The sequence below is a fragment of the Azonexus hydrophilus genome (genome assembly GCF_001956855.1).
In the GTDB taxonomy this organism is placed as follows: domain Bacteria; phylum Pseudomonadota; class Gammaproteobacteria; order Burkholderiales; family Rhodocyclaceae; genus Azonexus; species Azonexus hydrophilus_A.
On the sequence record NZ_MTHD01000001.1, the window covers coordinates 106733 to 133580 of the forward strand.

General features: G+C 64.6%; 23 protein-coding genes. 12 read left to right on the forward strand and 11 right to left on the reverse strand.

Translation table 11 applies throughout. From position 1 onward, the window contains the following. The first annotated feature begins 59 nt into the window (after window positions 1-59). The 10 genes from BJN45_RS00515 to BJN45_RS00560 all read left to right on the forward strand — a co-directional run bounded on the left by BJN45_RS00515 (window position 60) and on the right by BJN45_RS00560 (window position 11036). Window positions 60-959, forward strand: coding sequence for a glutamate/aspartate ABC transporter substrate-binding protein (locus BJN45_RS00515; protein WP_076091036.1), 900 nt, complete (start codon window positions 60-62; stop codon window positions 957-959). 92 nt (window positions 960-1051) lie between these two features. Continuing rightward, complete coding sequence (locus BJN45_RS00520; protein ID WP_083650687.1) at window positions 1052-2116, forward strand: asparaginase; 1065 nt, start codon at window positions 1052-1054, stop codon at window positions 2114-2116. Window positions 2117-2189: 73 nt separating this feature from the next. Then, entirely contained in the window at window positions 2190-2927 is a 738-nt protein-coding gene (locus BJN45_RS00525; RefSeq protein ID WP_076091038.1) for an amino acid ABC transporter permease, read from the forward strand. A gap of 1 nt (window position 2928) precedes the next feature. Beyond that, entirely contained in the window at window positions 2929-3609 is a 681-nt protein-coding gene (gene gltK / locus BJN45_RS00530) for a glutamate/aspartate ABC transporter permease GltK (RefSeq protein WP_076091040.1), read from the forward strand. A gap of 24 nt (window positions 3610-3633) precedes the next feature. Further along, window positions 3634-4362: an amino acid ABC transporter ATP-binding protein gene (locus BJN45_RS00535; protein WP_076091043.1), complete on the forward strand. Its 729-nt coding sequence runs from the start codon at window positions 3634-3636 to the stop codon at window positions 4360-4362. A gap of 22 nt (window positions 4363-4384) precedes the next feature. Beyond that, window positions 4385-5686 carry a Glu/Leu/Phe/Val family dehydrogenase gene (locus BJN45_RS00540; protein WP_076091045.1) on the forward strand — a complete coding sequence of 434 codons (1302 nt, stop codon included), beginning with the start codon at window positions 4385-4387 and terminating at the stop codon, window positions 5684-5686. A 56-nt stretch (window positions 5687-5742) separates the two neighbouring features. Beyond that, window positions 5743-7386 (forward strand): methyl-accepting chemotaxis protein, encoded by a 1644-nt coding sequence (locus BJN45_RS00545; RefSeq protein ID WP_076091047.1) that lies wholly within the window; start codon window positions 5743-5745, stop codon window positions 7384-7386. A 46-nt stretch (window positions 7387-7432) separates the two neighbouring features. Then, entirely contained in the window at window positions 7433-9349 is a 1917-nt protein-coding gene (locus BJN45_RS00550) for a sensor histidine kinase (RefSeq protein ID WP_083650688.1), read from the forward strand. Further along, on the forward strand, window positions 9346-10665 hold the full coding sequence (locus tag BJN45_RS00555) for a sigma-54-dependent transcriptional regulator (RefSeq protein ID WP_076091049.1): 1320 nt from the start codon (window positions 9346-9348) through the stop codon (window positions 10663-10665). The genes BJN45_RS00550 and BJN45_RS00555 overlap by 4 nt, the downstream gene beginning before the upstream one ends. A 35-nt stretch (window positions 10666-10700) precedes the next feature. Beyond that, window positions 10701-11036: a DUF1840 domain-containing protein gene (locus tag BJN45_RS00560; protein WP_076091051.1), complete on the forward strand. Its 336-nt coding sequence runs from the start codon at window positions 10701-10703 to the stop codon at window positions 11034-11036. Window positions 11037-11051: 15 nt separating this feature from the next. On the opposite strand, the gene BJN45_RS00565 is transcribed toward BJN45_RS00560, so the two are convergent. Then, entirely contained in the window at window positions 11052-11621 is a 570-nt protein-coding gene (locus BJN45_RS00565) for a hypothetical protein (protein ID WP_076091053.1), read from the reverse strand. A 111-nt stretch (window positions 11622-11732) separates the two neighbouring features. On the opposite strand from BJN45_RS00565, the gene BJN45_RS00570 reads away from it, so the two are divergent. Further along, the gene (locus BJN45_RS00570; RefSeq protein WP_240494465.1) at window positions 11733-12494 is read left to right on the forward strand and encodes an N-acetylmuramoyl-L-alanine amidase family protein; all 762 of its coding nucleotides are present in this window, start codon (window positions 11733-11735) and stop codon (window positions 12492-12494) included. On the opposite strand, the gene murB is transcribed toward BJN45_RS00570, so the two are convergent. The 9 genes from murB to BJN45_RS00615 form a co-directional block, all read right to left on the reverse strand. Then, window positions 12469-13482: a UDP-N-acetylmuramate dehydrogenase gene (gene murB, locus BJN45_RS00575; RefSeq protein ID WP_076091055.1), complete on the reverse strand. Its 1014-nt coding sequence runs from the start codon at window positions 13480-13482 to the stop codon at window positions 12469-12471. The two genes, BJN45_RS00570 and murB, sit on opposite strands and share 26 nt — an antisense overlap. Before the next feature lie 42 nt (window positions 13483-13524). Further along, window positions 13525-14853: a sigma-54-dependent transcriptional regulator gene (locus BJN45_RS00580; protein ID WP_076091057.1), complete on the reverse strand. Its 1329-nt coding sequence runs from the start codon at window positions 14851-14853 to the stop codon at window positions 13525-13527. Then, window positions 14846-15208, reverse strand: coding sequence for a 5-carboxymethyl-2-hydroxymuconate Delta-isomerase (locus BJN45_RS00585; RefSeq protein ID WP_076091059.1), 363 nt, complete (start codon window positions 15206-15208; stop codon window positions 14846-14848). Before BJN45_RS00585 ends, BJN45_RS00580 begins: the two co-directional genes overlap by 8 nt. Beyond that, on the reverse strand, window positions 15189-17012 hold the full coding sequence (locus tag BJN45_RS00590) for a sensor histidine kinase (RefSeq protein ID WP_083650689.1): 1824 nt from the start codon (window positions 17010-17012) through the stop codon (window positions 15189-15191). The genes BJN45_RS00585 and BJN45_RS00590 overlap by 20 nt, the downstream gene beginning before the upstream one ends. Continuing rightward, complete coding sequence (locus tag BJN45_RS00595) at window positions 17009-17422, reverse strand: DUF1850 domain-containing protein (RefSeq protein WP_076091063.1); 414 nt, start codon at window positions 17420-17422, stop codon at window positions 17009-17011. Before BJN45_RS00595 ends, BJN45_RS00590 begins: the two co-directional genes overlap by 4 nt. Further along, window positions 17419-19488 carry a TRAP transporter permease gene (locus BJN45_RS00600; protein WP_083650693.1) on the reverse strand — a complete coding sequence of 690 codons (2070 nt, stop codon included), beginning with the start codon at window positions 19486-19488 and terminating at the stop codon, window positions 17419-17421. Before BJN45_RS00600 ends, BJN45_RS00595 begins: the two co-directional genes overlap by 4 nt. 6 nt (window positions 19489-19494) lie before the next feature. Beyond that, window positions 19495-20439, reverse strand: coding sequence for a TAXI family TRAP transporter solute-binding subunit (locus BJN45_RS00605; protein WP_240494466.1), 945 nt, complete (start codon window positions 20437-20439; stop codon window positions 19495-19497). Between the two features lie 208 nt (window positions 20440-20647). Continuing rightward, complete coding sequence (locus BJN45_RS00610) at window positions 20648-21913, reverse strand: lipase family alpha/beta hydrolase (protein ID WP_076091065.1); 1266 nt, start codon at window positions 21911-21913, stop codon at window positions 20648-20650. Between the two features lie 30 nt (window positions 21914-21943). Next, window positions 21944-22594: an HAD family hydrolase gene (locus BJN45_RS00615; RefSeq protein WP_076091067.1), complete on the reverse strand. Its 651-nt coding sequence runs from the start codon at window positions 22592-22594 to the stop codon at window positions 21944-21946. Window positions 22595-22765: 171 nt separating this feature from the next. Between BJN45_RS00615 and BJN45_RS00620 the strand changes: the two genes are divergently transcribed. Then, window positions 22766-22993: a hypothetical protein gene (locus BJN45_RS00620; RefSeq protein WP_076091069.1), complete on the forward strand. Its 228-nt coding sequence runs from the start codon at window positions 22766-22768 to the stop codon at window positions 22991-22993. Between the two features lie 119 nt (window positions 22994-23112). Here the strand turns inward: BJN45_RS00620 and metH are convergent, their stop codons facing one another. Beyond that, on the reverse strand, window positions 23113-26772 hold the full coding sequence (gene metH / locus BJN45_RS00625) for a methionine synthase (protein ID WP_076092444.1): 3660 nt from the start codon (window positions 26770-26772) through the stop codon (window positions 23113-23115). Window positions 26773-26848 lie beyond the last annotated feature (76 nt).

The following is a 26848-nucleotide window of genomic DNA, read 5'->3' on the forward strand; positions in this document are numbered from 1 at the left end:
GCTTGCGATAAGTGTGTTGCCGAAGCCCCATCGTGGCTTCCTCACTTTCAGGAGAAAACATGAAACGTATTGCCCTCGCCGCCGCCCTCGCCGCCGTGTTTTCCGCCGCTGCCGTTCAGCCGGCGGTCGCCCAGGAGGCCTCGACGCTGAAGAAGATCAAGGATACCGGCAGCATCACGCTCGGTCATCGCGAATCCTCGATTCCCTTCTCGTACTACGATGACAAGCAGCAGGTCATCGGTTACTCGCAGGAACTGATGCTCAAGGTGGTCGATGCCATCAAGGCCGACCTGAAGCTGGCCAAGCTCGATACCAAGCTGATGCCGGTGACCTCGGCCAACCGCATCACGCTGATCCAGAACGGCACCGTCGATATCGAATGCGGCTCGACGACCAACAACCTGGAGCGCCAGAAGCAAGTCGGCTTCTCGACCACGATCTTCGTCATCGGCACCCGCCTGATGACCAAGAAGACCTCGGGCATCAACGACTTCGCCGACCTCGCCGGCAAGAACGTCGTCACCACCGCCGGCACGACGTCCGAGCGCCTGATCCGCAAGATGAACGAAGAGAAGAAGCTGGGCATGAACGTCATCTCGGCCAAGGATCACGGCGAAAGCTTCCTGACGCTGGAAACCGGCCGTGCCGTCGCCTTCATGATGGACGATGCGCTGCTCTACGGTGAAATGGCCAAGGCCAAGAAGCCGGGCGACTGGACCGTGGTCGGCACTGCCCAATCCAAGGAAGCCTACGGCTGCATGCTGCGCAAGGATGACGCTGCATTCAAGAAGGTCGTTGATGCCGCGCTGACCAAGGCAATGACTTCCGGCGACGCCGAGAAGATCTACAACAAGTGGTTCATGAACCCGATTCCGCCCAAGGGCCTGAACCTGAACATGCCGCTGTCGACGGAAATGAAGGCCCTGTACAAGGCGCCGAACGACAAGGCTTTCGAATAAGCCCCGGCTAGTTCCCCCTGCAGTTGTTGTGTACCAGGCGGCCCGTCCGGGTCGTCGGGGTGCGCTCATGCCCAAATTCGAGGAGTCTTCCCATGCTCAAGCGTTTCTTCTCCCGTTGCACGCTGCTTGTCGTCAGCTGCATCACCTCACTGTCGGCCTTCGCCGCCCAGCCCAACGTCGTCATCCTGGCCACTGGCGGCACCATCGCCGGGGCCGGTGCCGAAGCCACCAACAGTGCCACCTACCAGGCGGCCAAGGTACCGGTCGACAAACTGATCGCCGGCGTGCCGGAACTGGCCAAGGTCGCCAATGTGCGCGGCGAACAGGTCTTCCAGATCGCCTCCGAGAGCTTCACCAACGAGCACTTGCTGACACTCGGCAAGCGTGTCTCGGCGCTGGTCAAGCAGTCTGACGTCGACGGCATCGTCATCACCCACGGTACCGATACGCTAGAAGAGACAGCCTACTTCCTCAACCTGGTGATCAAGAGCGACAAGCCGATCGTGCTGGTCGGGTCGATGCGTCCGGGCACCGCCATGTCGGCTGATGGCATGCTCAACCTGTACAACGCCGTCGCCGCTGCTGCGGCCACGGATGCCCGCGGCAAGGGTGTGCTGGTGGCGATGAACGACGAGTTGAACAGCGGTCGCGACGTTTCCAAGATGATCAACATCCAGACCGGTGCCTTCAAGAGCCCGTGGGGTCCGCTGGGCATGATCGTCGAAGGGAAGAACTACTGGTTCCGCCTGCCGGCCAAGCGCCATACCGTCAATTCCGAGTTCGACATCGACAAGATCAGCAGCCTGCCGCTGGTCGGTGTCGCCTACGGTCATGGCAACGTTGCCGATACCGCCTACAAGGCGCTGGCCGCCAAGGGGGCGAAGGCCATCATCCACGCCGGTACCGGCAACGGCTCGGTCGCTGCGCCAGTCGTCCCGGCGCTGCGCGAACTGCGTGGCCAGGGCGTGCACATCATCCGTTCCTCGCACGTCAATGCCGGCGGTTTCGTGCTGCGCAACGCCGAGCAGCCGGATGACAAGTATGACTGGCTGGTTGCCCACGACCTCAACCCGCAGAAGGCCCGCATCCTGGCGACCGTGGCGCTGACTGCGACCAACGACAGCAAGGAACTGCAGCGCATCTTCTGGGAATACTGAGCGCGGCAGGAAAGGGGAAAGGGGCGGCTGTCCCCGGTCGCCCCGGACAGATCAAACATAGGAGGGATTCAACATGGGTTACCAATGGAACTGGGGCGTCTTTTTCCAGCCGTCCGCCACCGGTGACGACAGCTATTTCGGCTGGATGCTGGCCGGCTTCAAGATGACCATCGGCCTGTCGCTGAGCGCCTGGGTCATCGCGCTGCTGCTCGGTGCCCTGGTCGGCGTCCTGCGCACGGTGCCGAACAAGCTTCTGGCCGGTATCGCCACGGCTTACGTCGAGCTGTTCCGCAACATTCCGCTGCTGGTGCAGTTGTTCATCTGGTATTTCGTGCTGCCTGAGCTGCTGCCGGTCAGCATCGGCGACGCCTACAAGCAGTCGAATCCGGTATTGCAGCAATTCCTCGCTTCGATGGTCTGTCTCGGCTTGTTTACCAGTGCCCGCGTTGCCGAGCAGGTACGTTCCGGCATCAACTCGTTGCCGCGTGGCCAGAAGAACGCCGGCCTGGCGCTTGGCTTCACGCTGCCGCAGACCTACCGTTTCGTCATGCTGCCGATGGCCTTCCGCCTGGTTGTGCCGCCGCTGACCTCGGAGTTCCTCAACATCTTCAAGAACTCCGCCGTCTGCTCGACCATCGGTTTGCTCGAGCTGGCCGCTCAGGGTCGCCAGCTGGTCGATTACACGGCGCAGCCCTATGAATCCTTCATCGCTGTGACGCTGGCCTATATCACGATCAACGTCGTGGTGATGACCCTGATGCACAAGTTCGAGCGGCGTATCGCTGTTCCTGGCTATATGGGAGGCAAATAACATGCACGATTTCGACTGGTCTTCGATTCCCGGATCGCTGCCATTCCTGTGGGATGGCATGAAGATCTCGCTGGTCATCACCGCCCAGGCGGTACTGATCGGCATCGTCTGGGGCACCCTGCTGGCCATGATGCGACTGTCGTCGATCAAGCCGCTGTCCTGGTTTGCCGCCGGCTACGTCAACCTGTTCCGCGCCGTGCCGCTGGTCATGGTGCTGCTCTGGTTCTTCCTGATCGTGCCGGAATTTGTCGGGCAGCTGTTCAACATCCCGAAGGGAACGGACATGCGCTTGTCGTCGGCCATGGCCGGTTTCGCCCTGTTCGAGGCGGCCTATTACTCGGAAATCATCCGCGCCGGCATCCAGAGTGTGCCGAAAGGCCAGATGGCTGCTGCCTCGGCACTGGGCATGACCTACGGCCAGAGCATGCGCCTGGTGGTGCTGCCGCAGGCCTTCCGCAACATGGTGCCGCTGCTGCTGACGCAAGGGATCATCCTCTTTCAGGACACCTCGCTGGTCTATGTCTCGGCGCTCGCCGACTTCTTCGGCGCCGCCTACAAGGTCGGCGACCGCGATGGTCGCCTGGTCGAAATGCTGCTGTTTGCCGGCGCCGTCTATTTCGTCATCTGCTTCTCCGCCTCCCAGCTGGTGAAGCACCTTCAGAAAAAATACCAAACGGCCTGATCGCCGACTGTCAGGAGAATTCCCATGATCAAGATTGCCAACGTCAGCAAACATTACGGCGACTTCAAGGTCCTTACCGATTGCAGTACCAGCGTCAGCAAGGGCGAGGTCATCGTCGTCTGCGGCCCGTCCGGTTCCGGTAAGTCGACGCTGATCAAGTGCGTCAATGGCCTGGAGCCTTTCCAGTCCGGTGAGATCACCGTCAACGGCATTTCCGTCGGCGATCCGAAGACCAATCTGTCGAAGCTGCGCGCCCAGGTCGGCATGGTCTTCCAGAACTTCGAGCTGTTCCCGCACATGAGCATCACCCAGAACCTGGCCATCGCCCAGGTCAAGGTGCTGGGACGCAAACAGGACGAGGCGATGGACAAGGGCTTGAAGCTGCTCGACCGGGTTGGCCTCAAGGCCCAGGCCGACAAGTTCCCCGGCCAGCTGTCCGGCGGCCAGCAACAGCGTGTGGCGATCGCCCGGGCGCTGGCGATGGACCCGATCTGCATGCTGTTCGACGAGCCGACCTCGGCACTCGACCCGGAAATGGTCAACGAAGTGCTCGATGTGATGACCGAACTGGCCCAGGAAGGCATGACCATGATGTGTGTCACGCACGAAATGGGCTTTGCCCGGCGCGTCGCCAACCGGGTCATCTTCATGGACCACGGCCGCATCGTCGAGGACGACGCCAAGGAAGCCTTCTTCGCCAATCCGCGTTCCGAGCGGGCGCAGCAGTTCCTGGCCAAGATCCTGCACCACTGAAAAAACATAAAAGGAGACAACAATGAGCAACACCGAAACCACCACCAGACAGCCGGCCGGGCTTTCCTTCCTCAACCCGGCGGCGCCCGAGCCGTGGGCCAGCTTCCTCGAGCAGATCGATCGCGTGGCGCCGCACATGGGCGGCCTGGCCAAGTGGGTCGAGACCCTGAAGCACCCGAAGCGGATCATGATCGTCGATGTGCCGATCCACCGCGACGATGGCACGGTCGCTCACTACGAGGGCTACCGTGTCCAGCACAACCTGTCGCGCGGGCCGGGCAAGGGGGGGGTGCGTTTCCATCCGGCGGTCACCCTCAACGAGGTGATGGCGCTGTCGGGCTGGATGACGATCAAGAACGCCGCGCTCAATCTGCCGTACGGCGGCGCCAAGGGCGGCATCCGGCTCGATCCGCGGGCGCATTCGCGCGACGAACTGGAACGCATCACCCGCCGCTACACGTCGGAAATCGGCGTTGTCATCGGCCCGGGCAAGGACATTCCGGCGCCCGATGTCGGCACCAACGAGCAGACCATGGCCTGGATGATGGACACCTACTCGATGAACGTCGGTTCGACCTCGACCGGCGTCGTCACCGGCAAGCCGATTTCGCTCGGTGGCTCGCTCGGCCGTCACGAAGCGACCGGCCGCGGCGTCTTCATCGCCGCCCGTGAAGCCGGCCGGCGCAGCAATGTGCCGATCGAGGGGGCGCATGTTGTCGTCCAGGGCTTCGGCAACGTCGGTGGCATCGCTGCCCGCATGTTCCACGCGGCGGGCGCCAGGGTTGTCGCCTTGCAGGATCATTCGGCGACCATCGCCAACGAACGGGGCATCGATATTCCTGCTGCGCTTGCCCATGTCGAGCAGAACGGCGGGCTGGAAGGCTTTCCCGGTGCGACGCCGATCTCGGTCGACGACTTCTGGGCGGTGCCATCGCACTACCTGGTGCCGGCAGCGCTGGAAGGGCAGATCCTGCCCGAGCGGGCACGCAGCATCCAGACGCGTATCGTCGTCGAAGGTGCCAACGGCCCGACCACGCCGGCGGCCGACGACATCCTGCGCGATCGCGGCATCCTGGTCGTGCCCGACGTCCTGGCCAATGCTGGCGGGGTTACCGTGTCGTATTTCGAGTGGGTGCAGGATTTTTCCAGCTTCTTCTGGAGCGAGGATGAAATCAACAGCCGCCTGGAACGCATCATGATCGGTGCTTTCGATGCCATCTGGAAACTGGCCGACGAGCGCAAGGTCTCGCTGCGCACGGCGACTTTCATCATTGCCTGTCAGCGGGTGCTGGCGGCACGCGAGCAGCGTGGCCTTTATCCCTGATTGATCTGCCCGGGCGCGGCAGCGCCCGGGCACCCAGAGTGGTTGGAGTTTCTGTCATGAAAGCCTTATTCCGTCTCGGCATCGGCCGGCAACTGGCCTTGGCCTTTACCGTCATCGTCGGTTTGTTCGTCGTCGTCGCCGGCTGGACGACGTTCAGCCTTGGTCGCGTCGATGCGGCAGCAGAGCGTATCGCCACGGTGTCGCTGACCAAGGACAGCCAGATCGCAGAGCTGGGCTATGCCTACGCTGGCATGCGCGAAAGCGTGCGCAACAACATCATCTTCACCGACGGTGAAGTGATGAAGACGGAAGCGGCCCGCTACGACCGCGAGAAGGCCCGTTTTTTCGCCGCCCTCGGGGCCCTGGAGAATATTGCGGTCGACCATGCTGCAGCGGGCGAAACCGAATTGCTGCAACGCATCCGCCAGCAGGCGACAGCGGCCATCCAGACCCAGGACAAGGCGATGGCCGAGGCCATGCAGTTCCTCTCGGCGGTGGCCATGGGCATCCTGCAACAGGAAGCTTCGCCGCGCATGCAGGTACTCGAAGCCAGCATCGGCGAAGCGCGCCAGCTGGTGCAGGCGCAGAGCCGCGAACGCGCCGGCGACATCGTTGCCGAATCGGCGCATACCCGCCGATTGACGTTGATCCTGGTAGTCGTCGCGGCCTTGATCGCCGGCATCCTCGGCTTTCTGCTCACCGGCGGCATTCGTCGCCCGCTCGAAACCACTGCCCGCTTGATGGAAAGCATTGCTGCCGGCGACCTGACCCAAGGCATCGAGCCGAACGGCTTTGCCGAAATTCGGCGCGTCCAGGCGGCGGCGATGAAGACGACCCGGTCGCTGGCCGGGATTCTCGGCGCCATCCGCGAGGAAGCCGCGCAGCTGAAAAATGCCGTCACCGCACTTTCCGGCTCGGCTGACGAAATGCGCGGCGGTTCCGAGGAACAGGCGCTGGCCAGCGCCGCAATGGCCGAGACCTTGCAGGCGATGTCGACCTGCATCAGCCATATCGCCAAGCTCGGCCAGGAGGCCCAGGGTCTGTCCGGCAAGGCCGGGCAGCAGGCGGCCGGCGGTTGCCGGACGATTCAGACCATGGTCGACGAGATTCGCCAGATCGCCGGCCTGGTTACCGATTCGGCGGCGACGGCAACGACGCTGGGGCAGGAGTCGGAACGCATCTCGGCGATCACTTCGGTGATCCACGATCTGGCCGACCAGACCAACCTGCTGGCGCTGAACGCGGCCATCGAGGCCGCAAGGGCCGGCGACAGTGGCCGGGGTTTCGCCGTGGTCGCCGACGAAGTGCGCAAACTGGCCGAAAAGACGACCGCCTCGGCCAGCCAGATTGCCGCCATGGTCAGCGCCATCCAGGGCGGTGCCCGCTCGATGGCGGAGCACATGCAGCGTTCGGTCAGCCGCGTCGATGAGGGGCTGCGCATGGCTTGCGCGGCAGGCGAATCGATGAGCGCCATCGAAAGCAGCAACCGCCATGTCGCCCGGGTCATCGACGATGTGTCGGCCAGCCTGCGCCAGCAGTCGTCGGGTGGCGAGGAAATCGCCGCCCGGGTCGAACGCATCGTCCAGATGATCCACGAGAACAACCGGGCCACCGCCAGCATGGCGACCACGGCACGGCAACTGGACAGTCTGGCGAGCAGCCTCGAAACGGGTATTGCCCGCTTCCGGACGGCTGCCTGACCAACCGGCGTTCGGCCGTACAATGAGCATTCCCTGAGCCCCTGCCATGCCGGAACCCGACGCCATTTCACCTTCCTCGCTGCCCCGTCCGCACCGTGTCCTGGGCCTGGTCGGGCTGATGGTCGCGTTCCTGCTGCTCGGCCTGCTTTCCTACCGGGTGTCCGAGCATTACGGCATCGAGGACATGCGCGAGAAGGCCTCGCACCAGCTGGACATCCTCGGCGCGGCGATCGACAGCGAAGTGACCCGGCACGCGTCGATTCCCAGCGCGGTCGAGCTGAATCCCGATGTCGTCTCGCTGTTGCGGGCGCCGAGCGAAGAGCAGGACATCCGCCAGGTCGAGGCCAACCGCTTCCTGCAGAAGCTCAACGATCACCTCGGTGGTCCGGCCATCTTCGTTCTCGACACCAGCGGTACGGTCGTCGCTTCCAGCGACTGGATATTTTCCGACAACCTGCTCGGCTCGGATCTGTCCTATATGCCGTTCTTCCGCGATGCGGTGCGCGGCACGCCGGCGCGTCATTACGCGGTCGATCATGTGCGCCACGAGCCGGGTTACTACTTCGCCCTGCCGATCCGTGACGAAGCGCGGGAGTGGGCAATCATCGGCGTTGCCGTCGTCAAGTCGGGCATCCGCGAAGTCGAGCGGCGCTGGCTGGCGCAGGAAGCGCCGGCCCTGATCGTCGACCGCAACGGCGTGGTGCTGCTGGCTTCGCCGCCGGAGTGGCGTTACGCCACGCTCGGGCCGCAGCCACTGGACGCGCTTGAACGCCTGGGGCGGCAGCAGTTTGCCGGGCAGCCGCTGGGGGCGATCAGCCTCGACATCAATCTCGATGGCGCGGATGAAGGCCGGATCGTGCGCCTGCCGAAACACCTGCGCGACGATGTGGCGCCATCGCAGGGCGCCCGTCCGTACCTGGCGATGGCCCGGCATCTGTCCGGCGCGGCCTGGCGCATCGTGGTCTTTTCCGATTTGCGTCCGGTCGGCATCCAGGCGGCCACGCATGCGGCGCTGAGCATTGCCGCGCTGGGCTGCCTGTTGCTCGGCGTTCTCTATACCCGCCAGCGCCGCCGGCTGGCGCGGGGGCGCGAAGAAGCGCGGGCGATGCTGGAACGGGCCAACCAGGAACTCGAGCTCAAGGTCGAGGCACGCACGGCCGACCTGTCCGACGCGGTGGCCGGCCTGCAACGCGAGGTACAGGAGCGCCAGCGTGCCGAGCAGACCCTGCGTGCCGCCCAGGCTGAACTGGTGCAGGCGGCCAAGCTGGCCGTGCTGGGCCAGATGGTCACCGGCATCACCCACGAACTGAGCCAGCCGCTGGGGGCCATTCGCACACTGGCGGCCAATGCCGCCGAGTTCATGCGGCGCGCCGACCTGGTGACGGCGGAAAAGAATTTGGCCATCGTCGAGCAGTTGACCGAACAAATGGGGCACATCATCGGGCCGCTGAAGACCTTTGCCCGCAAGTCGCCGGCGGTGTCGACGGCGGTCGATGTCGCGCAGGCGGTGGATAGCGCGCTGTTCCTGTTCGAATCGCGGCTGAAGAAGGAGTCGGTCGTGCTCGAACGGCGGATTGCTGCCGACGCCTGCATCGCGTGGTGCGACCGCAACCGGCTGCAGCAGGTGCTGGTCAACCTGATCGGCAATGCGCTCGATGCCATGCACGACGAGCCGGTGCGCCGGCTGAGCTTTTCCAGCGAGCGCGCCAGTTCCGGCAAGGTGGCGCTGGCCGTCGTCGATTCCGGCTGCGGTTTTTCCGAGGAAGCGGTCGCCCACCTGTTCGAGCCGTTTTTCACGACCAAGCAGCCGGGCGAAGGGCTGGGCCTGGGGCTCACCATTTCGCGCGATATACTGCGCGACTTTGGCGGCGACCTGATGGCCGGGCCGGCGCCCGGCGGCGGTGCCCGCTTTGTCGTGCTGCTGCCGCCACTGCCGTCAGACCACCGGGAAACGCTGCCATGAAGACGCTGCTTCAAGTCCTGCTCGTCGAAGACGATCCGAATGTCCGTCTCGGTTGCGAGCAGGCCATGCAACTGGCCGGCATTCCGGTCATCGTGACCGCTTCCGCCGAGGAGGCGGAAAAATACCTGCAGGACGATTTTCCCGGCATTGTCGTCACCGACATGCGCTTGCCCGGTATCAGCGGCATGGATCTGCTGCGCAAGGTACGCGCGCGCGATGCCGACCTGCCGGTGATCATCATCACCGGCCACGGCGACGTGACGCTGGCGGTCGAGGCGATGCGCAACGGCGCCTATGATTTCATGCAGAAACCGTTCTCCACCGACGATCTGATCGAGGTCGTCCGGCGGGCACTGGAAAAACGCGCGCTGGTGCTGGAAGTCGAAGCGCTGCGCCGCCGGCTCGATCAGCGCGACGATCTGGAAGCCCGCCTGATCGGGCGTTCGCCGCAGATGCAGAAGGTCCGCCGGCTGATCCTGGATGTCGCCGATGCCGGGGTCGACATCCTGATTTTCGGCGAAACCGGGACCGGCAAGGAAATGGTCGCCCGCTGCCTGCACGACCTGTCCCGGGCCGGCCAGGAAAACTACGTCGCGATCAATTGCGGCGGCATGGCCGACAATCTGCTCGACAGCGAACTGTTCGGGCACGAGCCGGGCGCCTTCACCGGTGCCCAGAAGCGGCGCATCGGCAAGATCGAATACGCCAGCGGCGGCACGCTGTTCCTCGACGAGCTGGAAAGCATGCCGATGAACATGCAGATCAAGCTGCTGCGCGTGCTGCAGGAGCGGGTCATCGAGCGTCTTGGCTCGAACCAGCTGATCCCGGTCAATTGCCGGGTCGTCGCGGCGAGCAAGGAAGACCTGAAGCTGTGGTCGGAGCAGGGCAAGTTCCGCGCCGATCTCTATTACCGGCTGAATGTCGTGCGCATCGAGCTGCCGCCGCTGCGCGAGCGTCGCGAGGACATCCCGGCGCTGTACGACGCCTTCCTGCTGCAGGCGGCCAAGCGCTACAACCGCGCGCTGCCGGCGGTTTCACCGGAAACGATGCAGCGTCTGATGGCCCAGGACTGGCCGGGCAATATCCGCGAACTGAAGAACGTCGCCGACTGCCACGTGCTCGGCATCGGTGGCGGCACGGCGCCGGTCGGGCAGGTCGGTACGCCGTCGCTGACCGAGGCGGTGGAAAACTACGAACGGCAGCTGATAAACGACGAGTTTTCCCGCCAGGGCGGCAACATCCAGCGCACCGCCGATGCCTTCAGGATCGCCCGGACGACGATGCATGACAAACTGAAGAAATACGGTCTGCTATAGTGGTCTTCCCAGAGCAACCCGAGCAGGCGAATGCAATGATCGTGACCTTCAATTCCAGTGAGACCGGTGAAGTGCTGATGCACGCCGAAACGGCGCGGACGCTGCTGCAGATCGTCGGCAAGGAAACGACGGCGCGCGGCGTGTTCACGCAAGCCGAGATGCTGCCGGCAGCTGCCCGTCTGCAGGCCGCGGTGGACGAAGCGCGCCGGCTGGCCGCTGGCGAGCCGGCCGCCGACGATGAAGAGGACAAGCACAAGCCGCCGCCGGTAGGACTGCCGCAGCGTGCCTGGCCACTGATCGACATGCTGCAGCGTACGGCCGGATCAGGGCCGGAAGCACATATCCTCTGGGAAGCCCGCACCGATTTCTGATCGCCGGCGCCGGCGTCAGAACAACTCGATATCGTCGTTCTTTTCCTTCATTTCGGCCATGAAGCGGTCGACGGCTTCCTGCACCGGGACGCCCTGAAGGACGGCGTCGAACATCGCGATTTCCTCGCGCGTCGAATATTTGGCCTTGATCCGTTGCTGCAGGCCGACCCATTCGCCCGGGTTGTACAAGCGTCCCGGTTCGGCGACCAGGTCGCTCAGGTCGCCCAGGCTGAGGCCGACGTGGGCCAGGCGCTGGACCAGCTTGTCGTAGAACTGGAAGGCGATGATCGCCTGGTGCACCATGCCGGACACGTTTCCGGCAGCGCCGAGCAATTCGGCGCGGGTGGTCCCGACCGGGCCTTCTTCCGGCAGGCCTTCGACCTTGCCGACGATTTCCTGCATGCAGCCGGCCATCGCCGTGAACGAGCGGGTCAGCACATCGACCGAGGTATTGCTGTCCTTCATCGCCGCCTCGATCTGGACGGCAGCAAGTTCGAGCATCAACACGGTTTCGCGGACCTGGCTCCAGTTGAGGTCGGGGCTGTGGGCGGTGGTACCGCGCGGCGGAATGATCTTGGTGGTCATGGGTTTTTCCTGTCGGCAGGCGGAGGACTATAGCGCACTTCAGCAGCCTCGTTCCAGCCCGACGTAATACTTGCGCATGGCTTGCAGCAGCGCAGCTTCAGGCCACATGCGGTGGCCGCGGAAATCGGTGCAGTGCGCCTGCGGATTTCCCGCGATAATCGGCGCATGCGCCTGTTCTCCCTTTTTTGTCTTTTCCTGTGGTCGACCGCAACATTTGCCGAACTTCCATTGGTTGCCGTCGATGTCGGGCACGGTGGCCGCGATGGCGGGGCGGTCAGTGCGCGCGGACGCAATGAATTCGATTTCAACCTGGATTTCGCCGGCGTCCTGGCGGCAACGCTGGAACAGCGGTCACTGGCGGTGCGCCGGGTCAATTTCGACGGTGCCATCGGCAGCTTGACGGCACGTCCGGAAGCCGCCATCGGCAGCGATTTTTTCATCTCGGTCCACCACGATTCGATCGGCGAGGCCTGGCTGCGGCCGTGGACCTGGGAAGGCGTCGAACGCACGCATACCGAGGTCAAGCGCGGCTACGGCATCTTCGTTTCGGCCAACAATCCGGATCTTGCCACCAGCCTCGTCTGCGCTTCGGCGATGGGCGCCATGCTGCGCCGCGCCGGTTTCGTGCCGAGCGACTGGCATGGCCGCAAGCATCTGCCGGCCGATGCGGCCAACGGCGTCTGGTATTACGACAACCTCGTCGTCCTCTACCGGACGACGCTGCCGGCCGTGCTGTTCGAAGCCGGCGTGATCAAACACCGGGACGAGGAACTGGAGCTGCGCGACCCGGCGCGCCAGGCGCGCATGGCCGATGCGCTGGCGACCGGTCTGGCCGCCTGCCTGCAGGTCACAGGAAAACCGGCTCGGGACTGAGGTCGACCGCAAACTTTTCGCGCACGGCGGCCTGTACCGCTGCCATCGTCCGGCGCACGTCGGTCCCGCTGGCGCCGCCGCGATTGACCAGCACCAGCGCCTGTTTCTCGTACATGCCGACCGGGCCGAGATCCTTGCCCTTCCAGCCGGCCTGTTCGATCAGCCAGCCGGCGGCCAGCTTGATCCGCCCGTCCGGCTGCGGATAGCAGGGCAGCGCCGGATGCTGCGCTTTCAGCGCGTCGGCAATGTTGCGGTCGACCACCGGATTATGGAAAAAACTGCCGGCGTTCGGTGTCAGCGCCGGATCGGGCAGCTTGCGCCGGCGCACGGCGATGACCGCATCGGCGACATCGCGGGCGCCGGGTTCGGCAATGCCGCACGCGGCCAGTTCCTGGCGCAGGTCGGCATAGCCGATGTTCGCCCGCCAGGCCTTGGGTAGCCGGAAAATCACCGAAACGATGGCGATCCGCCCGTTCAGATGCCAGCCTTGCTGCTTGAACACGCTGTCGCGGTAGGAAAAATGGCAATTTTTACGGTCGACCGTGAAAAAAACCTGTTTTTCAAAATCCCAGGCTTGCACCGAATGCAGCCGTTCGCCGACTTCCAGCCCGTAGGCGCCGATGTTCTGGATCGGCGCGGCGCCGACCGTGCCGGGAATCAGCGACAGGTTCTCCAGCCCCGGCCAGCCCTGCGCCAGCGTCCACTGGACGAAATCGTGCCAGTTCTCGCCCGCGCCGGCCTCGATGTAGCAGGCCTCGGCATCCTCGTGCAGCAGGCGCTTGCCCGGAATCGCCATGTGCAGCACCAGCCCGTCGAAGTCGCCGCCGAGCACCAGGTTGCTGCCGCCGCCGAGAACGAAGCGTCGCCCGTCACCAGGCGATATTGCGGTCAACTGCGTGGCATCGGTGATTTTCAGGTAACGCGCGGCCTTGCCGGGCAGCGCGAGGGTGTTGAACGGGGTCAGGTCGATGGCGGTTTGTTCGGTCATGGCGCCATTGTCGCCGATCCCCCGGCGGCGGGAAACCCGCGTTCAGTGCGTGCGGAAGCTGTCGGCGCTGATGCCGTGGCGGGTCAGTTTGTCGTACAGCGTCTTCTTCGGCACCTGCAGCAGTTCCGCCGCCTGGGCGACGTTGCCGGCGCAGTGTTGCAGGGCGGTTTCGATGGCGCGGCGTTCGGCGGCGTCGACCTGGGCGCCGAGCGCGGTGGCCGGGATGTCCGGCGTGCCGGCGAGCGCGTCGGGCAGGCCGAGTGCCCAGCGGTTGGCGACGTTCTTCAGTTCGCGCACGTTGCCCGGCCAGTCGTGCGCCTGCCAGCGGGCGAGGTCGGCCGGCGTCCAGGCCGCCGGCGGGCGGTCGTAGCGCTGGGCAGCTTCCTGCAGGAAGGCGGCCATCAGCAGCGGGATGTCTTCGCGGCGCTGGCGCAGCGGCGGCAGGTCGATGCTGACGACGTTGAGCCGGTAGTAGATGTCGGCGCGGAACTGGCCGGCGTCGGCCAGCGCTTTCAGGTCGGCCTTGCTGGCGGCGACGACGCGGCAATCGACGGCAATGCTGTGGTTGCTGCCCAGGCGCTCGATGCTGCGTTCCTGCAGCACGCGCAGCAGCTTGACCTGCAGGTTCAGCGGCATCGATTCGATTTCGTCGAGGAACAGCGTGCCGCCGCCGGCATGTTCGATGCGCCCGATGCGCCGCTTGCCGGCGCCGGTGAAGGCGCCGGCTTCGTGGCCGAAAAGTTCGCTTTCGAACACGGTTTCCGGCAGCGCCGAGCAGTTGACCGCAACAAATGGCCCGCGCCGGCCGCTGGCCTCGTGGATGGCGCGGGCGACGACTTCCTTGCCGCAGCCGGTTTCGCCATTGATCAGGATGTCGACGCTGGTCGGCGCCAGCGCGCCGATCAGCCGGCGGATGTCCTGCATCGCTGCGGTCTGGCCGATCAGCGCGCTCAGGCCGGCGGCGTGCAGTTGCTCCTTGAGCTGGCGGTTTTCCAGCAGCAGCGCGCGTTTGTCGAGGGCGCTGCGTACCGCGGCGATCAGGCGCTCGGACGGGAAGGGTTTCTCGATGAAATCGTAGGCGCCGTCGCGCATCGCTTCCACCGCCATGGCCACGTCGCCATGCCCGGTCATCAGCAGCACCGGCAGTTCGCGGTCGAACTGGCGCAGTTCGCGCAGCAGCGACAGGCCGTCGCGGCCGGGCAGGCGGATGTCGCTGATGACCAGCGCCGGCCGCGTGGTGGCCAGCGCGGCGAGCATGCTTTCGCCGTCGGCGAAGCCGCGCACGGCGATGTCGGCGAGCGCCAGCGCCTGCTCGCAGCCCTTGCGTACGGCGCTGTCGTCTTCGACCAGGAAGACCGGGGTGTCAGCCATGGACGATGGTCTTGGCGTAGCTGTCGCGGTCGAGTTCGCTGGTTTCGACGCTGAGCTGGATTTCCATGCCGCGGGGGGCGAGGATCAGTTCGCCCAGCGCCGCCAGCGCGGCGTCCGCCAGTTCCTTGCGTTCGGCGCTGCTGCGGCCGGAAAGCAGAGCGATGCGCAGATGCACGAAGGCGCGGGGATTTTGCAGGATGCCGACCTGGAAATTGCCGACGGCAATCGCCCGGCTCTTGATGTCCGGTTCGCTGAACTGACCGGAATCGAACATCGCGGCGTTGATCGCGGCGAGAGCGCGGGTCGGGTCGAAGCTGGCAAGGTTGGCGGTGTATTCAAGCGTCAGGTGCGGCATGGGGTTCTCCGGCAGCCGGCAGCGTCAGGACGAAAACCGCGCCGCCGTCCGCTGCATTGTGAGTGCGTAGTGTGCCACCGTAGCTTTCGACGATGGTCAGTGAAATGGCCAGACCGAGGCCGAGGCCTTCACTGGCTGACTTGGTTGTGTAAAAGGGTTCGAACAGGTGACTGCGCACCTCGTCCGCAATGCCGGTGCCATGGTCGCGGATGCTGATGCGGACGTTGCGCCCGTCGCGGCCGGCAAGGATTTCGAGTTGTGGCGCTGGCTGGCCGTGCATGGCGTCGAGACCGTTGAGCAGCAGATTGACCAGCACCTGCTCCAGCCGTCCGGCTTCGGCGACGACCAGCAAGGCCGGATCGTCCTGGCTGACGCTGATCCGCGCGCCGGTGTCGCGCCGGCGCGGCTCGACCAGCATCAGCGCGTGCTCGATCGCGGTGGCGATGGTCACCGCCTGCGGCGTCGCCGCTTCCTTGCGGGCAAAGGTCTTCAACTGGCGGACGATGCGCCCGGTGCGCTCGATCAACGCGCTGATCATTTCCAGGTTTTCCGCGACTTCGCCATGTCGACCGCGCGCAAGCAGGGCTGTGGCGTTGTCGGCGAAGGTCTGCAAGGCGGCCAGCGGCTGGTTCAGTTCATGGCTGATGCCGGCCGACAACTGCCCGAGCACCGCCAGCTTGCCGGCCTGTACTGCGGCGTCGCGGGTTTCGTGGAGGATCGCCTCGGTGCGCTGCAAGGCGGCAATCTTGTCGGTCAGGTCGGCGGTGCGCTCGGCGATGCGCTGCTCCAGCTCGCTGTAAATCCGTTTCAGCTCGTCGCGCCGGCGTCGCCGGTGGCGCAGATGCGCCGCCACACCGACGGCGAAGGCGGCAGCAAAGGCCAGCGCCATCGCCCCGGAAAACGCCGCCGCCCGCGCTTCGTCGGGTCGTCCCAACTGCACCACCTGCCAGCCGAGATTGCCCACCGGCCGCGTCACCAGCAGATGTTCGCGCGGCTGTTCGTCGGGCAGCGCCAGGCGTAACGGCGTCGTCGCGTCGAGTGGCACGGCACGATCAGCCAGCGGCACGATGGACTGGTTGCCGTACTGGCGGGTTTCCGCCAGCCGGGCGGTAATCGCCGCCGGCAGCGGCGCCAGCGTCCGGTAACGCAGCCGGCGTTCCGACGACAGGAAAACGATGCCGTCGGCGTCGGCCAGCAGCAAGGTGTCGCCAGAACCGGCCATGGCCTGCTCCATCGATTCCAGGCCAACCTTGAGAACGACGACGCCGAGTATCCGTTCCTGCTCGCGTACCGGTGCGGCGAGAAAATAACCGGGTTCGCCGGTGGTCACGCCAACCCCGTAGAAACGCCCCAGGCCATGCGCGATGGCATCGCTGAAATAGGGGCGGAAGGCGTAGTTGTGGCCGACGAAACTGCGCGGCTGGCGCCAGTTGCTGGCGGCCAGCGTGTTGCCGTCGGCGTCGATGAGATAGGTCGCCGCCACTGCCGCACCCTGCTGGGCGGCTTCGAGATAGGCGTTGGCGGCAGCGACCCGCTGCTGGTTGCCGGGATCGCGCAGCAACGCGGCCAGCGAGGGTTCGAGCGCGAGCAGGCCGGGCAGCGATTCGTGCCGGTTCAGCGTCGCATCCAGCGACAGCGCGAAGGCGTCGAGACGCTGCGTCGCCAGCCGGCGCTCGTGCGCCAGGTTGTTGTCGAGCAGCAGTCGGTAGCCGAGCAGGCCGATCAGCAGGCAGGCCGCTGCCGCGACTGCGGTCAGCAGCCACGTGCGGGAAGGGCGCATGGATGGGGTGGCGAGACGGCTCATGGCCGCATCGTAACCAGTTTTTTCCGGTCAGGCTCGGCTGCCGGGCAGGGTTGCAGGCCAACCACCGTATCTTCCGGCAGGGTCGGCAGCCAGGCCGGCAGCGGCCGGCAGTCGCCGGCCACGCAGACGACGTAGGGCGCAACATGCGGTGAATGCCGCAACTGGACGCCCGGCAGCGGCGGCAGGGCCGGTGTGTAATGCCAGGCGCCGTCGCGCAGCACGGCATCCGGCGGCGGCTCCATGCCGGCACCGGTGCCCTGGATGCGCGCCGACGTCAGCTTCAGGGCATCGCTCTGCAGGCGGTAATCTTCCTCCCACAGGGTTTTCTGGATCGAATGTGTCCATTGCAGCGTGACCGCCTCGCCGAGCGGCGCCACCAGCAGGCCGGCGACGAGGCAGATCACGTTCATGCTGCCAGCAGGCGACGGCTGCGCAGCAGGTGCCAGCCAATGAAGCTGGCGCAGGCAGCAAAGCCGATTTCGTCGGTCAGCGGCAACGCGGCGACCAGCATGAAGGCGGCAGCAGCGGCCCAGATGCGTTCCCAGACCGACAGCGGTGCGCGCAGGTAGCCGATGCTCGCGGCGCCCCACAGCGTGATCGCCAGCAAGGCCTTGCCGACGATGTACACCACCGCCAGCACCGACGGATCGCCCTGCAGCATCAGCGCATTGTCGTACACCGCCATGAACGGCACGACGAAACCGGCAATGGCGATCTGCACCGCCTTGATGCCGATCTTCATCGCCGGTTCCTTGGCCACCGAGCTGGCGGCGAAGGCAGCCAGCGCCACCGGCGGCGTCAGGTCGGCCATGATGCCGAAGTAGAAGACGAACATGTGGCTGACGATCAGCGGTACGCCGAGTTCAAGCAGCGCCGGGGCGGCGATCGAGCTGGTGATGATGTAGTTCGGGATGGTCGGGATGCCCATGCCGAGCAGCAGGCAGATCAGCATGGTCAGCAGCAGCGAGATGAACAGGCTGTCTTCGCCGACCTTGAGGATGAAGCCGGCAAAGTTCGAGGCGGCGCCGGTCAGCGTCAGGATGCCGATGATGACGCCGACGATGGCGCAGGCCACACCGACCGGCAGCGCCTGCTTGGCGCCGTCGACCAGGCTGTTGCGCATCACCGTCAGCGTCTGCCGGCCGCCCTGGACGAACAGGCACAGCACAACCAGCGCGGCAATCACCATCAGCACCGGATAGACGCCCCACTTGATCAGCAGCGAAGCACCGAGACCGACGGCCAGCCAGAAGACGAAGCGGAAGGCGGTACCGGAAATGCGTGCGGCGACGGCGGCGCCGAGGATCAGGATGGCACACAGCGCGAGGCCGACCATGCCCGAATACATCGGTGTGAAGCCGTTGAACAGCATACCGACCAGCCCGGCCAGCGGCAGGATCAGGTACCACTGTTCGCGCATCGCCCGCCACGGGTTCGGGCAGTCTGCCTTGGCCAGACCGTCGAGATTCTTGCGCCCGGCTTCCAGATGCACCATCCAGAACACCGTCGCGTAATACAGGATGGCCGGCACCAGCGCCGCCTTGACGATCTCGATGTACGGCACGTTGAGGTTTTCCGCCATGATGAAGGCGACGGCGCCCATTACCGGCGGCATGATCTGGCCGCCCATCGAGGCTGTTGCCTCGACTGCGCCGGCAAACACGCCGGAATAGCCGAAACGTTTCATCAGCGGGATGGTGAACTGGCCGGTGGTCAGCACGTTGGCGACGCCGGAACCGGAAATCGAACCCATCAGGCCGGACGAAACGACCGCCACCTTGGCTGCGCCACCCTTGGTGTGACCGACGAAGCCGAGCGCCACCGAGTTGAACAGGTTGATCATGCCGGCATGTTCGAGGAAGGCGCCGAACAGTACGAAGAGGAAGATGTACATGGCCGAAACCATGGTCGGGATGCCGAAAAGTCCTTCCGTTCCGAAGGCCAGCTGGTCGACCACCTGGGCAAAATCGTAGCCACGGTGCGCCAGATCGCCAGGCAGATACTGGCCGAACAGGCCGTAGAGCAGGAACACCGCGCAGATGGTCGGCAGTGCCAGGCCGAGAATGCGGCGGGCGGCTTCAAAGACCAGCAGCACCATGGCGGTACCGACGCACAGGTCGAGCGTGCTCGGGTCGCCGGCACGCTGGATCAATTCGACTTCATACACCCACTGGTAGCAGGCGAGCAGGAAGGCGGCGCCGGCCAGCAGCCAGTCGCCGGGCGCCACGCGGTCGAGACGGCCGCCCTTGCGCATGGGAAAGAGAATGAAGGTCAGGGTCAGCAAGAAGCCGACATGCAGCGCCCGCATGACCAGGCTGGACAGCGGATGGAAGGCCGCCACGCTCAACTGGTAAATGGAAAAGGCCAGCGCGATACCGGTCAGGATCAGGAGTGCGACGCCTCCGGGCCGGCGCTGGGCGCCGTGCTCGGAGAACGTCTCCTGTTCGATGTTCATCGGGGAGACGTTGTTCGTCATGATGGATTACTTCAGCAGGCCGGCTTCACGGTAATACTTCTCGGCACCCGGATGCAGCGGCACCGGCGAACCGACAGCCATCTTCTCCTTCTTGATCGCCTTGGCGGCAGCGTGAGCGGTGGCCATGGCGTCGAGGTTCTCGGTCATCGACTTGGTCATCTTGTAGACCATGTCATCGGAGACACCGCTGTGGGTGATCAGGTAGTTCGGCACCAGCACCGTCTGCACATCGGTCGTCTGACCGTTGTAGGTGTTGGCCGGAATCGTCCCGGACTGGTAGGCGGCATCGCTGATCTTGGCAACCACCTCGGCCGGGATCGGGATGACGACGATTTTCAGCGCCGTTGCCAGGTCACGCACGGCGGCAACGCCCAGGCCGGACGACAGCAGCGTGGCGTCGAGCTGGCGGTTTTTCATCAGTTCCACCGACTCGGCATAGCCCAGGTATTCCACCTTGGCCATGTCCTGATAGCCCATGCCGACGGCCTTCAGGATGTCGCGGCTGTTCAGTTCGGTACCGCTCTTCGGCGCACCGACTGAAACCCGCTTGCCCTTCAGGTCAGCCAGCGACTTGATGCCGGAATCGGCAGCGGCGAGGAAATGAATGTAGTTTGGATAGATCGCAGCGACGGTGCGCAGCTTGTTCAGCGGTGCCTTGAAGCCGACATCCGGATTGCCCTTCCAGGCTTCGGACAGCGTATCGCCGAGGGTGAAGGCGATCTCGCCCTTGCCGGCCTGCAGCAGGTTGAGGTTCTCGGCCGAGGCCTTGGTTGCCTGCACCGACATCTTCGCGTCCGGCAGCACCTTGCCGTAGATTTGTGTCAGCGACACGCCGAGCGGGTAATAGACGCCGCTGGTACCACCGGTCAGCACGTTGATGAAATCGGCAGCATGGCCGGCAGTGGTGCCGACGGCCAGCGTGGCGGCAACGATCAGGGAACGCAATTTCATGCGCATTTTCATGGTATCTCCTCCAGAAATGAAGCTAACCGCGGAGCGGCTGCGGAGATAACCATTGCAGGACACGTGCCAGTGCAGGATTCTGCGGTCAACCGGCTGATTTCAAAGATTTTTGCTGATCCCGAAATCCGGTGCCTGTGGCTGGTGTGTGCGGAAATCCGGAATTGGCAGGTCTGGCAGTGCGAAATTCCGCACTGACCTAACGCGTCAGCACCATGCTCACGTAGTGCCGCAGTTCTTCGCTGTCCAGCACGCTGACGTGGTCTTCGTGGAAGCCGCGCATCGATGTTGCCTCATGCTGGGCCTCGATACGCAATTGCGTCTTCAGGCTGACCACCCCGTCGCCCGGTTTGCCGGTTGGCGAACGGTCGCTGAGATAGGCGAAGGCGATGTGCAGCGATGCCCCCGGTGGTAGGGGAGCCTTGAACAGATTGCCGAGAAACGGCCCGTCGGGCAGCAGGTTGCGCCACACCGGCATGACGACGGTGGCCAGGTCGAGATACAGGCTCATGTTCTCGATGCCGGCATACGGCGTGGCCACGCTGACGACCTTGTCGACGTAGTCGCAGGCCCCGGCGCGGCTGCACTCGGCCAGGTACTCGCGGATCAGCAAGCCGCCCATGCTGTGGGCGACGATATGCATGCGCTGGAAGTCATGACGCAAGCGCAGCTCGGCCAGCAGCCCGAGCAGACCATCGCCAAGCGCTCGCAGATCGAAGCCGGAAGGGTAGTTGATCACCCAGGCCTGAAAGCGGCTGCGATCGAGACTGTCGATCAAGCGCCTGAAGTTCTGCGGCGTGCCGTTGATGCCATGGACGAAGAGGACGGGAATGCGCGCCGGATCGTAAGGTTCCAGGAAGAAGATGCCGGCGTGGCCGGTCTTCATGTAGCCGAGCGGCTCCCACATGCCCATTTCGGCGGCTTCCTGGTTGAAGCGCTGGTCGTCGATGGTGGTGACCTTGCCGAGCAGGACATCGATATGCCCGAGGCCGGTGCCGCGCAATTCGAACAGCCCGGCCACCCGGGGTCCCGGGCGCACCAGTGGCGCGCCGATCGCGAGCACGACGTCGGTCACCGAATCCCTGTCGATACCGCGCCCGGCCAGGTCGAACCAGACCCCCGGCTCATTCGCCTGGTGGGTGAAATCGCGATTGAGGTCCTGGAAGGCGAAAAGGTAGCGCGAGGTGTTCAGTGCGGCAATCCGGAAATCGCCAGGACGCTCGAACACCCGGTAATTGTGGATGGCGTCGCCACGTTCATCACCCAGCACCACGATGATCAGTTCGCAACGCTCGCAGGCCGGCGCCTGCAAGCTGCCGGAGACCACCCGCAGCGTGCCGCCGCTTTCCATGATGTCGGCCGCCAGCCGGCTGAAGTTGCCGCAACCGGCGAGCAGCAACGCAGCGATCAGGCCAAGCAGCCGGAGCGTGATGCGCTGAGTTGACGGGGGCAGCAGGAAGTTCATGGGGCCCATGTTACCCCGAGGGGGCGGTGATTACAGAAGCAGTTCAGCCAGTGCTTCCGGCTGTGCCGCTGCCTGCCATCCATTGCGCATTTCGTCAGCGTTCAGGCTGCCATAACCCCAGGTCACGGCGATGAAGGGCAGGCTATTGGCGTCGGCCGATTCGCCGTCCTCGCTGCGGTCGCCGATGTAGATGGCCTGATCCTTAGGGATGGCCTGATCGGCCAGCAGGCGGCCGATCATCGCCGCCTTGTCCGGCAGGCGCGGCGTGAACAGGTCAAGCGCGTAAACGTGGCTGAAGAAATCGCTCCAGCCCAGATGCGCCAGGATCAACCGGGTCGGGTGAATGCGCTTGTTGGTCGCAATCGACAGGCGCAGCCCGGCGCCAGCCAGCTTGGCGAGCAGGGCGCCGACACCGGCGTAAGCCGCCGTCGCCTTGTAGCCCGCGCTGTCGTAACTGGCCTTGAAAGCCTCGGCCAGCCGCGCCACCAGCGCCGGATCGGCACTGCCCGACAGAAGTTGCAGGGTTTCGGTCAGCGGCGGGCCGATGACGCTCGCGTCGATGGCGCGGACCGGCGTGATGCCCGTCTGCGCGAAAGCCTCGCGGAAACTCGCCAGGATGGCCGGGGCCGAATCGATCAGGGTGCCGTCGAGGTCGAAGAGGATATGCGGATAGCGGGGCATGCTGGCGATGGAGGGATTGCGGAGCCGCGATTATCGCCTGTATCGATGGCCGATTATCGCCAACGATGCGCGCATCCTCCCGGCGCCTTGGTGCGTTGTCGCACAGACGGCGGCAGCTTGTCAGCGCAGACTGTAGCCGAACACATTCTCACCGGCACGGAGCAAGGAATCATGAAGGCCACTTTCATTATCGGTATCGCGCTGGTTTTCCTGGGCGCTGCAGTGATCGTCTATCAGCAGTTCAGCTACACGACGACGGAAACGGTTCTCCAGGTCGGGCCGGTCACGGCGACGGCCGAGCGTACGCATGATGTCGCGTTACCCGCGCTTCTTGGCTGGATACTGATCGGTGGCGGTGCTGTCGTGCTTGCCTTTGCCGCGCTGTCGAAGAAGAACTGAATAGACGAGGCGTCACTCACAGTACTGCAGCAATTCGGAATCGCCGGGTTTTACTGAACCCAGGAAAAACGGGACATCCCTTCGCCGGCATGTCCCGTTTGATTTGTCCCCACTGAGTCTTACAACAACGGCGCCAGCCAGTATTCCGCGTCCTTGATTGCCATGCCTTTGCGCTGCGCCCAGTCTTCGAGCTGGTCGCGGGCGATCTTGGGGATGGCGAAGTACTTGGCGCCGGGGTGGCCGATGTAGAAGCCGGAGACGGCTGCCGCCGGGGTCATCGCGCAGGATTCGGTCAGGGCCATGCCGATGGCCGGGGCGTCGAGCAGGGCGAACAGTTCGCGCTTGGCGGTGTGGTCCGGGCAGGCGGGGTAGCCGGGGGCGGGGCGGATGCCCTGGTATTGCTCGGCGATCAGCGCGTCGTTGTCGAGCTTTTCGTCTTTCGCGTAACCCCAGTAGTGCGTGCGAACTTGCTTGTGCAGCCATTCGGCAGCGGCTTCGGCGAAACGGTCGGCGAGCGATTTGAGCATGATCGCCGAGTAGTCGTCGTTGGCTTTTTCGAAGGCGGCGACGCGCTCATCGATGCCGAGGCCGGCGGTGACGGCGAAGGCGCCGACGTAATCCTGCTCACCGACGAAATCGGCGAGCGCGGTGTTGAAACGTCCTTGCGGTTGCTTGATCTGCTGGCGCAGGCCGACCCAGCGGGTCAGTTCCTGGGTGCGGGATTCATCGCTGTACAGCACGATGTCTTCGTTCTCGCCCCTGGCCGGATACAGGCCGAACACGGCTTTTGCGGTCAACCAGTCTTCGGCGACGATTTTTGCCAGCATCGCCTGCGCATCGTGGAACAACTGGCGGGCGGTTTCGCCGACGACGTCGTTGTTGAGGATGGCCGGGTAGCGGCCGGCCAGGTCCCAGCTCTGGAAGAACGGCGACCAGTCGATGACCGGGACCAGTTCGGCGAGCGGGATGCTCAGTTCGTGGCGGCCAGGTTGCGCCGGTTTTACCGGCGTGTGCGCTTCGTTCCACGTGAAACGATTGGCGCGGGCTTCGGCCAGCGTGACCAGCGTCGCACCTTTGCGGCCGGCGTGTTCGGCGCGCACGGTTTCGTATTCGGCGACGATTTCGGCCATGTAGCCGTCGCGCTGGTCGGCGGAGAGCAGCTTGGTGGCGACGCCGACGGCGCGCGACGCGTCCGGCACGTAAACCACGGCGCCGTCGGTGTTGGGGGCGATCTTGATCGCGGTGTGGGCGCGACTGGTGGTGGCGCCGCCGATCAGCAGCGGCTGCTTCATCTTCAGGCGCTGCATCTCGCTGGCGACGTGGGCCATTTCTTCCAGCGACGGTGTGATCAGGCCGGACAGGCCGATGATGTCGACGCGGTGCTCCAGCGCCGCCTTGAGGATGTTGTCGCAACTGACCATGACGCCGAGGTCGACGACGTCGTAACCGTTGCAGCCAAGCACGACGCCGACGATGTTCTTGCCGATGTCGTGCACATCGCCCTTGACCGTGGCCATCAGGATCTTGCCCTTGCTGCCCAGGCCGGTGCGGGTCTTTTCCGCTTCGATGTAGGGCAGCAGGTGGGCGACCGCCTGTTTCATGACGCGCGCCGATTTGACCACTTGCGGCAGGAACATCTTGCCGGCGCCGAACAGGTCGCCGACGACATTCATGCCGTTCATCAGCGGGCCTTCGATGACGGCGAGCGGCGGTTTGCCTTCACTTTCGAGCTTGGCGCGCACTTCCTCGGTATCGGCGACGACGAAATCGGTGATGCCCTTGATCAGCGCGTGTTCCAGGCGCTTTTCCACGGAATGCTCACGCCAGGAAAGGTCGGGGCCGCTGTCCTTGGCCTTGCCTTCCTTCACCGTCTGGGCGAAATCGACCAGCGCTTCGCCGGCGCCGGGGTTCCTGTTCAGGACAACGTCCTCGACCTTCTCGCGCAGCACCGGCTCCAGATCGTCGTATACGCCGAGCATGCCGGCGTTGACGATGCCCATGGTCATGCCGGCCTGGATCGCGTGGTAGAGGAAAACGGTGTGGATCGCTTCGCGCACGGCATCGTTGCCGCGGAAGCTAAAGGAAACGTTAGATACGCCGCCGGAAATGTGTGCGTGCGGCAGGTTCTGCTTGATCCAGCGCACCGATTCGATGAAATCGACGGCGTAGTTGTCATGCTCGGGAATGCCGGTAGCGATGGCGAAGATGTTCGGGTCGAAGATGATGTCTTCGGCCGGGAAGCCAATGCTCAGCAGCAGTTCGTAAGCGCGTTTGCAGATTTCCGTCTTGCGCGCAAAGGTGTCGGCCTGGCCCTTTTCATCGAAGGCCATGACGATGACGGCGGCGCCGTAACGGCGGGCGAGCTTGGCCTGCTCGATGAACTTGGCTTCGCCTTCCTTCATCGAGATCGAATTGACGATGCCTTTGCCCTGGATGCACTTGAGGCCGGCTTCGATGACTTCCCACTTCGACGAGTCGATCATGATCGGCACGCGCGAAATGTCCGGTTCCGAGGCGATCAGCTTGAGGAACTTGTCCATCGCGGCGAGCGAGTCGAGCATCGCCTCGTCCATGTTGATGTCGATCACCTGGGCGCCGTTCTCGACCTGCTGGCGGGCGACGGCCAGTGCGTCGTCGAAACGGCCTTCGAGGATCATCCGCGCGAAAGCCTTGGAGCCGGTGACGTTGGTCCGCTCGCCGACATTGACGTAGAGGGAATCGGCGCCGACGTTGAACGGCTCCAGCCCGGACAGGCGCAGCTTCTTCTCGATTTCCGGCACTTTGCGCGGGTTGACCGCAGCAACGCGCTCGGCGATGACGCGGATGTGGTCGGGCGAGGTGCCGCAGCAACCACCGACGATATTGACGATGCCGTTCTTCGCCCAGCTTTCGATCTCGTCGGCGAGCATTTCCGGCGTTTCGTCGTAGCCGCCGAAGGCATTCGGCAGGCCGGCGTTCGGGTGGGCGGAAACGTAGCAGTCGCAGACGCGCGACAGTTCCTCGACGTACTGGCGCAGTTCATTGGCGCCGAGCGCGCAGTTGAGGCCGAACGACAATGGCTTGATGTGGCTCAGCGAATTCCAGAAAGCCTCGGCGGTCTGGCCGGACAGCGTGCGCCCGGAGGCATCGGTGATGGTGCCGGAAATCATCACCGGCCAGCGCCGGCCGACGCGATCGAAGAAGGTTTCGATGGCGAACAGCGCGGCCTTGGCGTTGAGCGTGTCGAACACCGTTTCAACCAGCAGGATGTCGGCGCCGCCTTCGACCAGGCCGGTGATCGCCTCGATGTAGTTGGCCACCAGTTCGTCGAAGGTGACGTTGCGGTAGCCGGGGTCGTTGACGTCCGGCGAGATCGACGCGGTGCGGCTGGTCGGGCCGAGCACGCCGGCAACGAAGCGCGGCTTGGCCGGGTTGGCGGCGGTGAATTCGTCGCACAGTTCGCGGGCCAGGCGGGCGCCCTCGAAGTTCAGCTCGTAGACGATCTCGGTCAGGTTGTAGTCGGCCTGCGAGACGGAGGTGGAGTTGAAGGTGCAGGTTTCGAGGATGTCGGCACCGGCTTCCAGGTACTCGCGGTGGATGCCGCCGATGATCTCGGGCCGGGTCAGTACCAGCAGGTCGTTGTTGCCCTTGAGATCGTGTGGGTGATCGGCGAAACGCTCGCCCCGGTAATCCTTCTCCTGCAGCCCGTGGCGCTGGATCATCGTGCCCATGGCGCCGTCGAGGACGAGCAGGCGTTGCTGGAGCAGGGCGGAAAGTTCGGTGCTACGGTCGGCTTGAATCATGATCACCTCGGCAAAACGAAAACGCACCGGGCACGCCGCAAAAACGAACGGCGTCGCAAACCGGGCGGGAAAA

What these genes read in the sequence shown, in the direction of transcription:
- BJN45_RS00615 (WP_076091067.1), bottom strand. Translation starts at nt 22,594, where the DNA reads ATGCCCCGCTATCCGCATATCCTCTTCGACCTCGACGGCACCCTGATC.
- BJN45_RS00610 (WP_076091065.1), bottom strand. Translation starts at nt 21,913, where the DNA reads ATGAACTTCCTGCTGCCCCCGTCAACTCAGCGCATCACGCTCCGGCTG.
- BJN45_RS00565 (WP_076091053.1), bottom strand. Translation starts at nt 11,621, where the DNA reads ATGACCACCAAGATCATTCCGCCGCGCGGTACCACCGCCCACAGCCCC.
- BJN45_RS00620 (WP_076091069.1), top strand. Translation starts at nt 22,766, where the DNA reads ATGAAGGCCACTTTCATTATCGGTATCGCGCTGGTTTTCCTGGGCGCT.
- BJN45_RS00590 (WP_083650689.1), bottom strand. Translation starts at nt 17,012, where the DNA reads ATGAGCCGTCTCGCCACCCCATCCATGCGCCCTTCCCGCACGTGGCTG.
- BJN45_RS00555 (WP_076091049.1), top strand. Translation starts at nt 9,346, where the DNA reads ATGAAGACGCTGCTTCAAGTCCTGCTCGTCGAAGACGATCCGAATGTC.
- BJN45_RS00600 (WP_083650693.1), bottom strand. Translation starts at nt 19,488, where the DNA reads ATGACGAACAACGTCTCCCCGATGAACATCGAACAGGAGACGTTCTCC.
- gltK (WP_076091040.1), top strand. Translation starts at nt 2,929, where the DNA reads ATGCACGATTTCGACTGGTCTTCGATTCCCGGATCGCTGCCATTCCTG.
- BJN45_RS00585 (WP_076091059.1), bottom strand. Translation starts at nt 15,208, where the DNA reads ATGCCGCACCTGACGCTTGAATACACCGCCAACCTTGCCAGCTTCGAC.
- BJN45_RS00520 (WP_083650687.1), top strand. Translation starts at nt 1,052, where the DNA reads ATGCTCAAGCGTTTCTTCTCCCGTTGCACGCTGCTTGTCGTCAGCTGC.
- BJN45_RS00525 (WP_076091038.1), top strand. Translation starts at nt 2,190, where the DNA reads ATGGGTTACCAATGGAACTGGGGCGTCTTTTTCCAGCCGTCCGCCACC.
- BJN45_RS00550 (WP_083650688.1), top strand. Translation starts at nt 7,433, where the DNA reads ATGCCGGAACCCGACGCCATTTCACCTTCCTCGCTGCCCCGTCCGCAC.
- BJN45_RS00595 (WP_076091063.1), bottom strand. Translation starts at nt 17,422, where the DNA reads ATGAACGTGATCTGCCTCGTCGCCGGCCTGCTGGTGGCGCCGCTCGGC.
- BJN45_RS00580 (WP_076091057.1), bottom strand. Translation starts at nt 14,853, where the DNA reads ATGGCTGACACCCCGGTCTTCCTGGTCGAAGACGACAGCGCCGTACGC.
- BJN45_RS00535 (WP_076091043.1), top strand. Translation starts at nt 3,634, where the DNA reads ATGATCAAGATTGCCAACGTCAGCAAACATTACGGCGACTTCAAGGTC.
- BJN45_RS00605 (WP_240494466.1), bottom strand. Translation starts at nt 20,439, where the DNA reads ATGAAATTGCGTTCCCTGATCGTTGCCGCCACGCTGGCCGTCGGCACC.
- murB (WP_076091055.1), bottom strand. Translation starts at nt 13,482, where the DNA reads ATGACCGAACAAACCGCCATCGACCTGACCCCGTTCAACACCCTCGCG.
- BJN45_RS00540 (WP_076091045.1), top strand. Translation starts at nt 4,385, where the DNA reads ATGAGCAACACCGAAACCACCACCAGACAGCCGGCCGGGCTTTCCTTC.
- BJN45_RS00560 (WP_076091051.1), top strand. Translation starts at nt 10,701, where the DNA reads ATGATCGTGACCTTCAATTCCAGTGAGACCGGTGAAGTGCTGATGCAC.
- BJN45_RS00515 (WP_076091036.1), top strand. Translation starts at nt 60, where the DNA reads ATGAAACGTATTGCCCTCGCCGCCGCCCTCGCCGCCGTGTTTTCCGCC.
- BJN45_RS00545 (WP_076091047.1), top strand. Translation starts at nt 5,743, where the DNA reads ATGAAAGCCTTATTCCGTCTCGGCATCGGCCGGCAACTGGCCTTGGCC.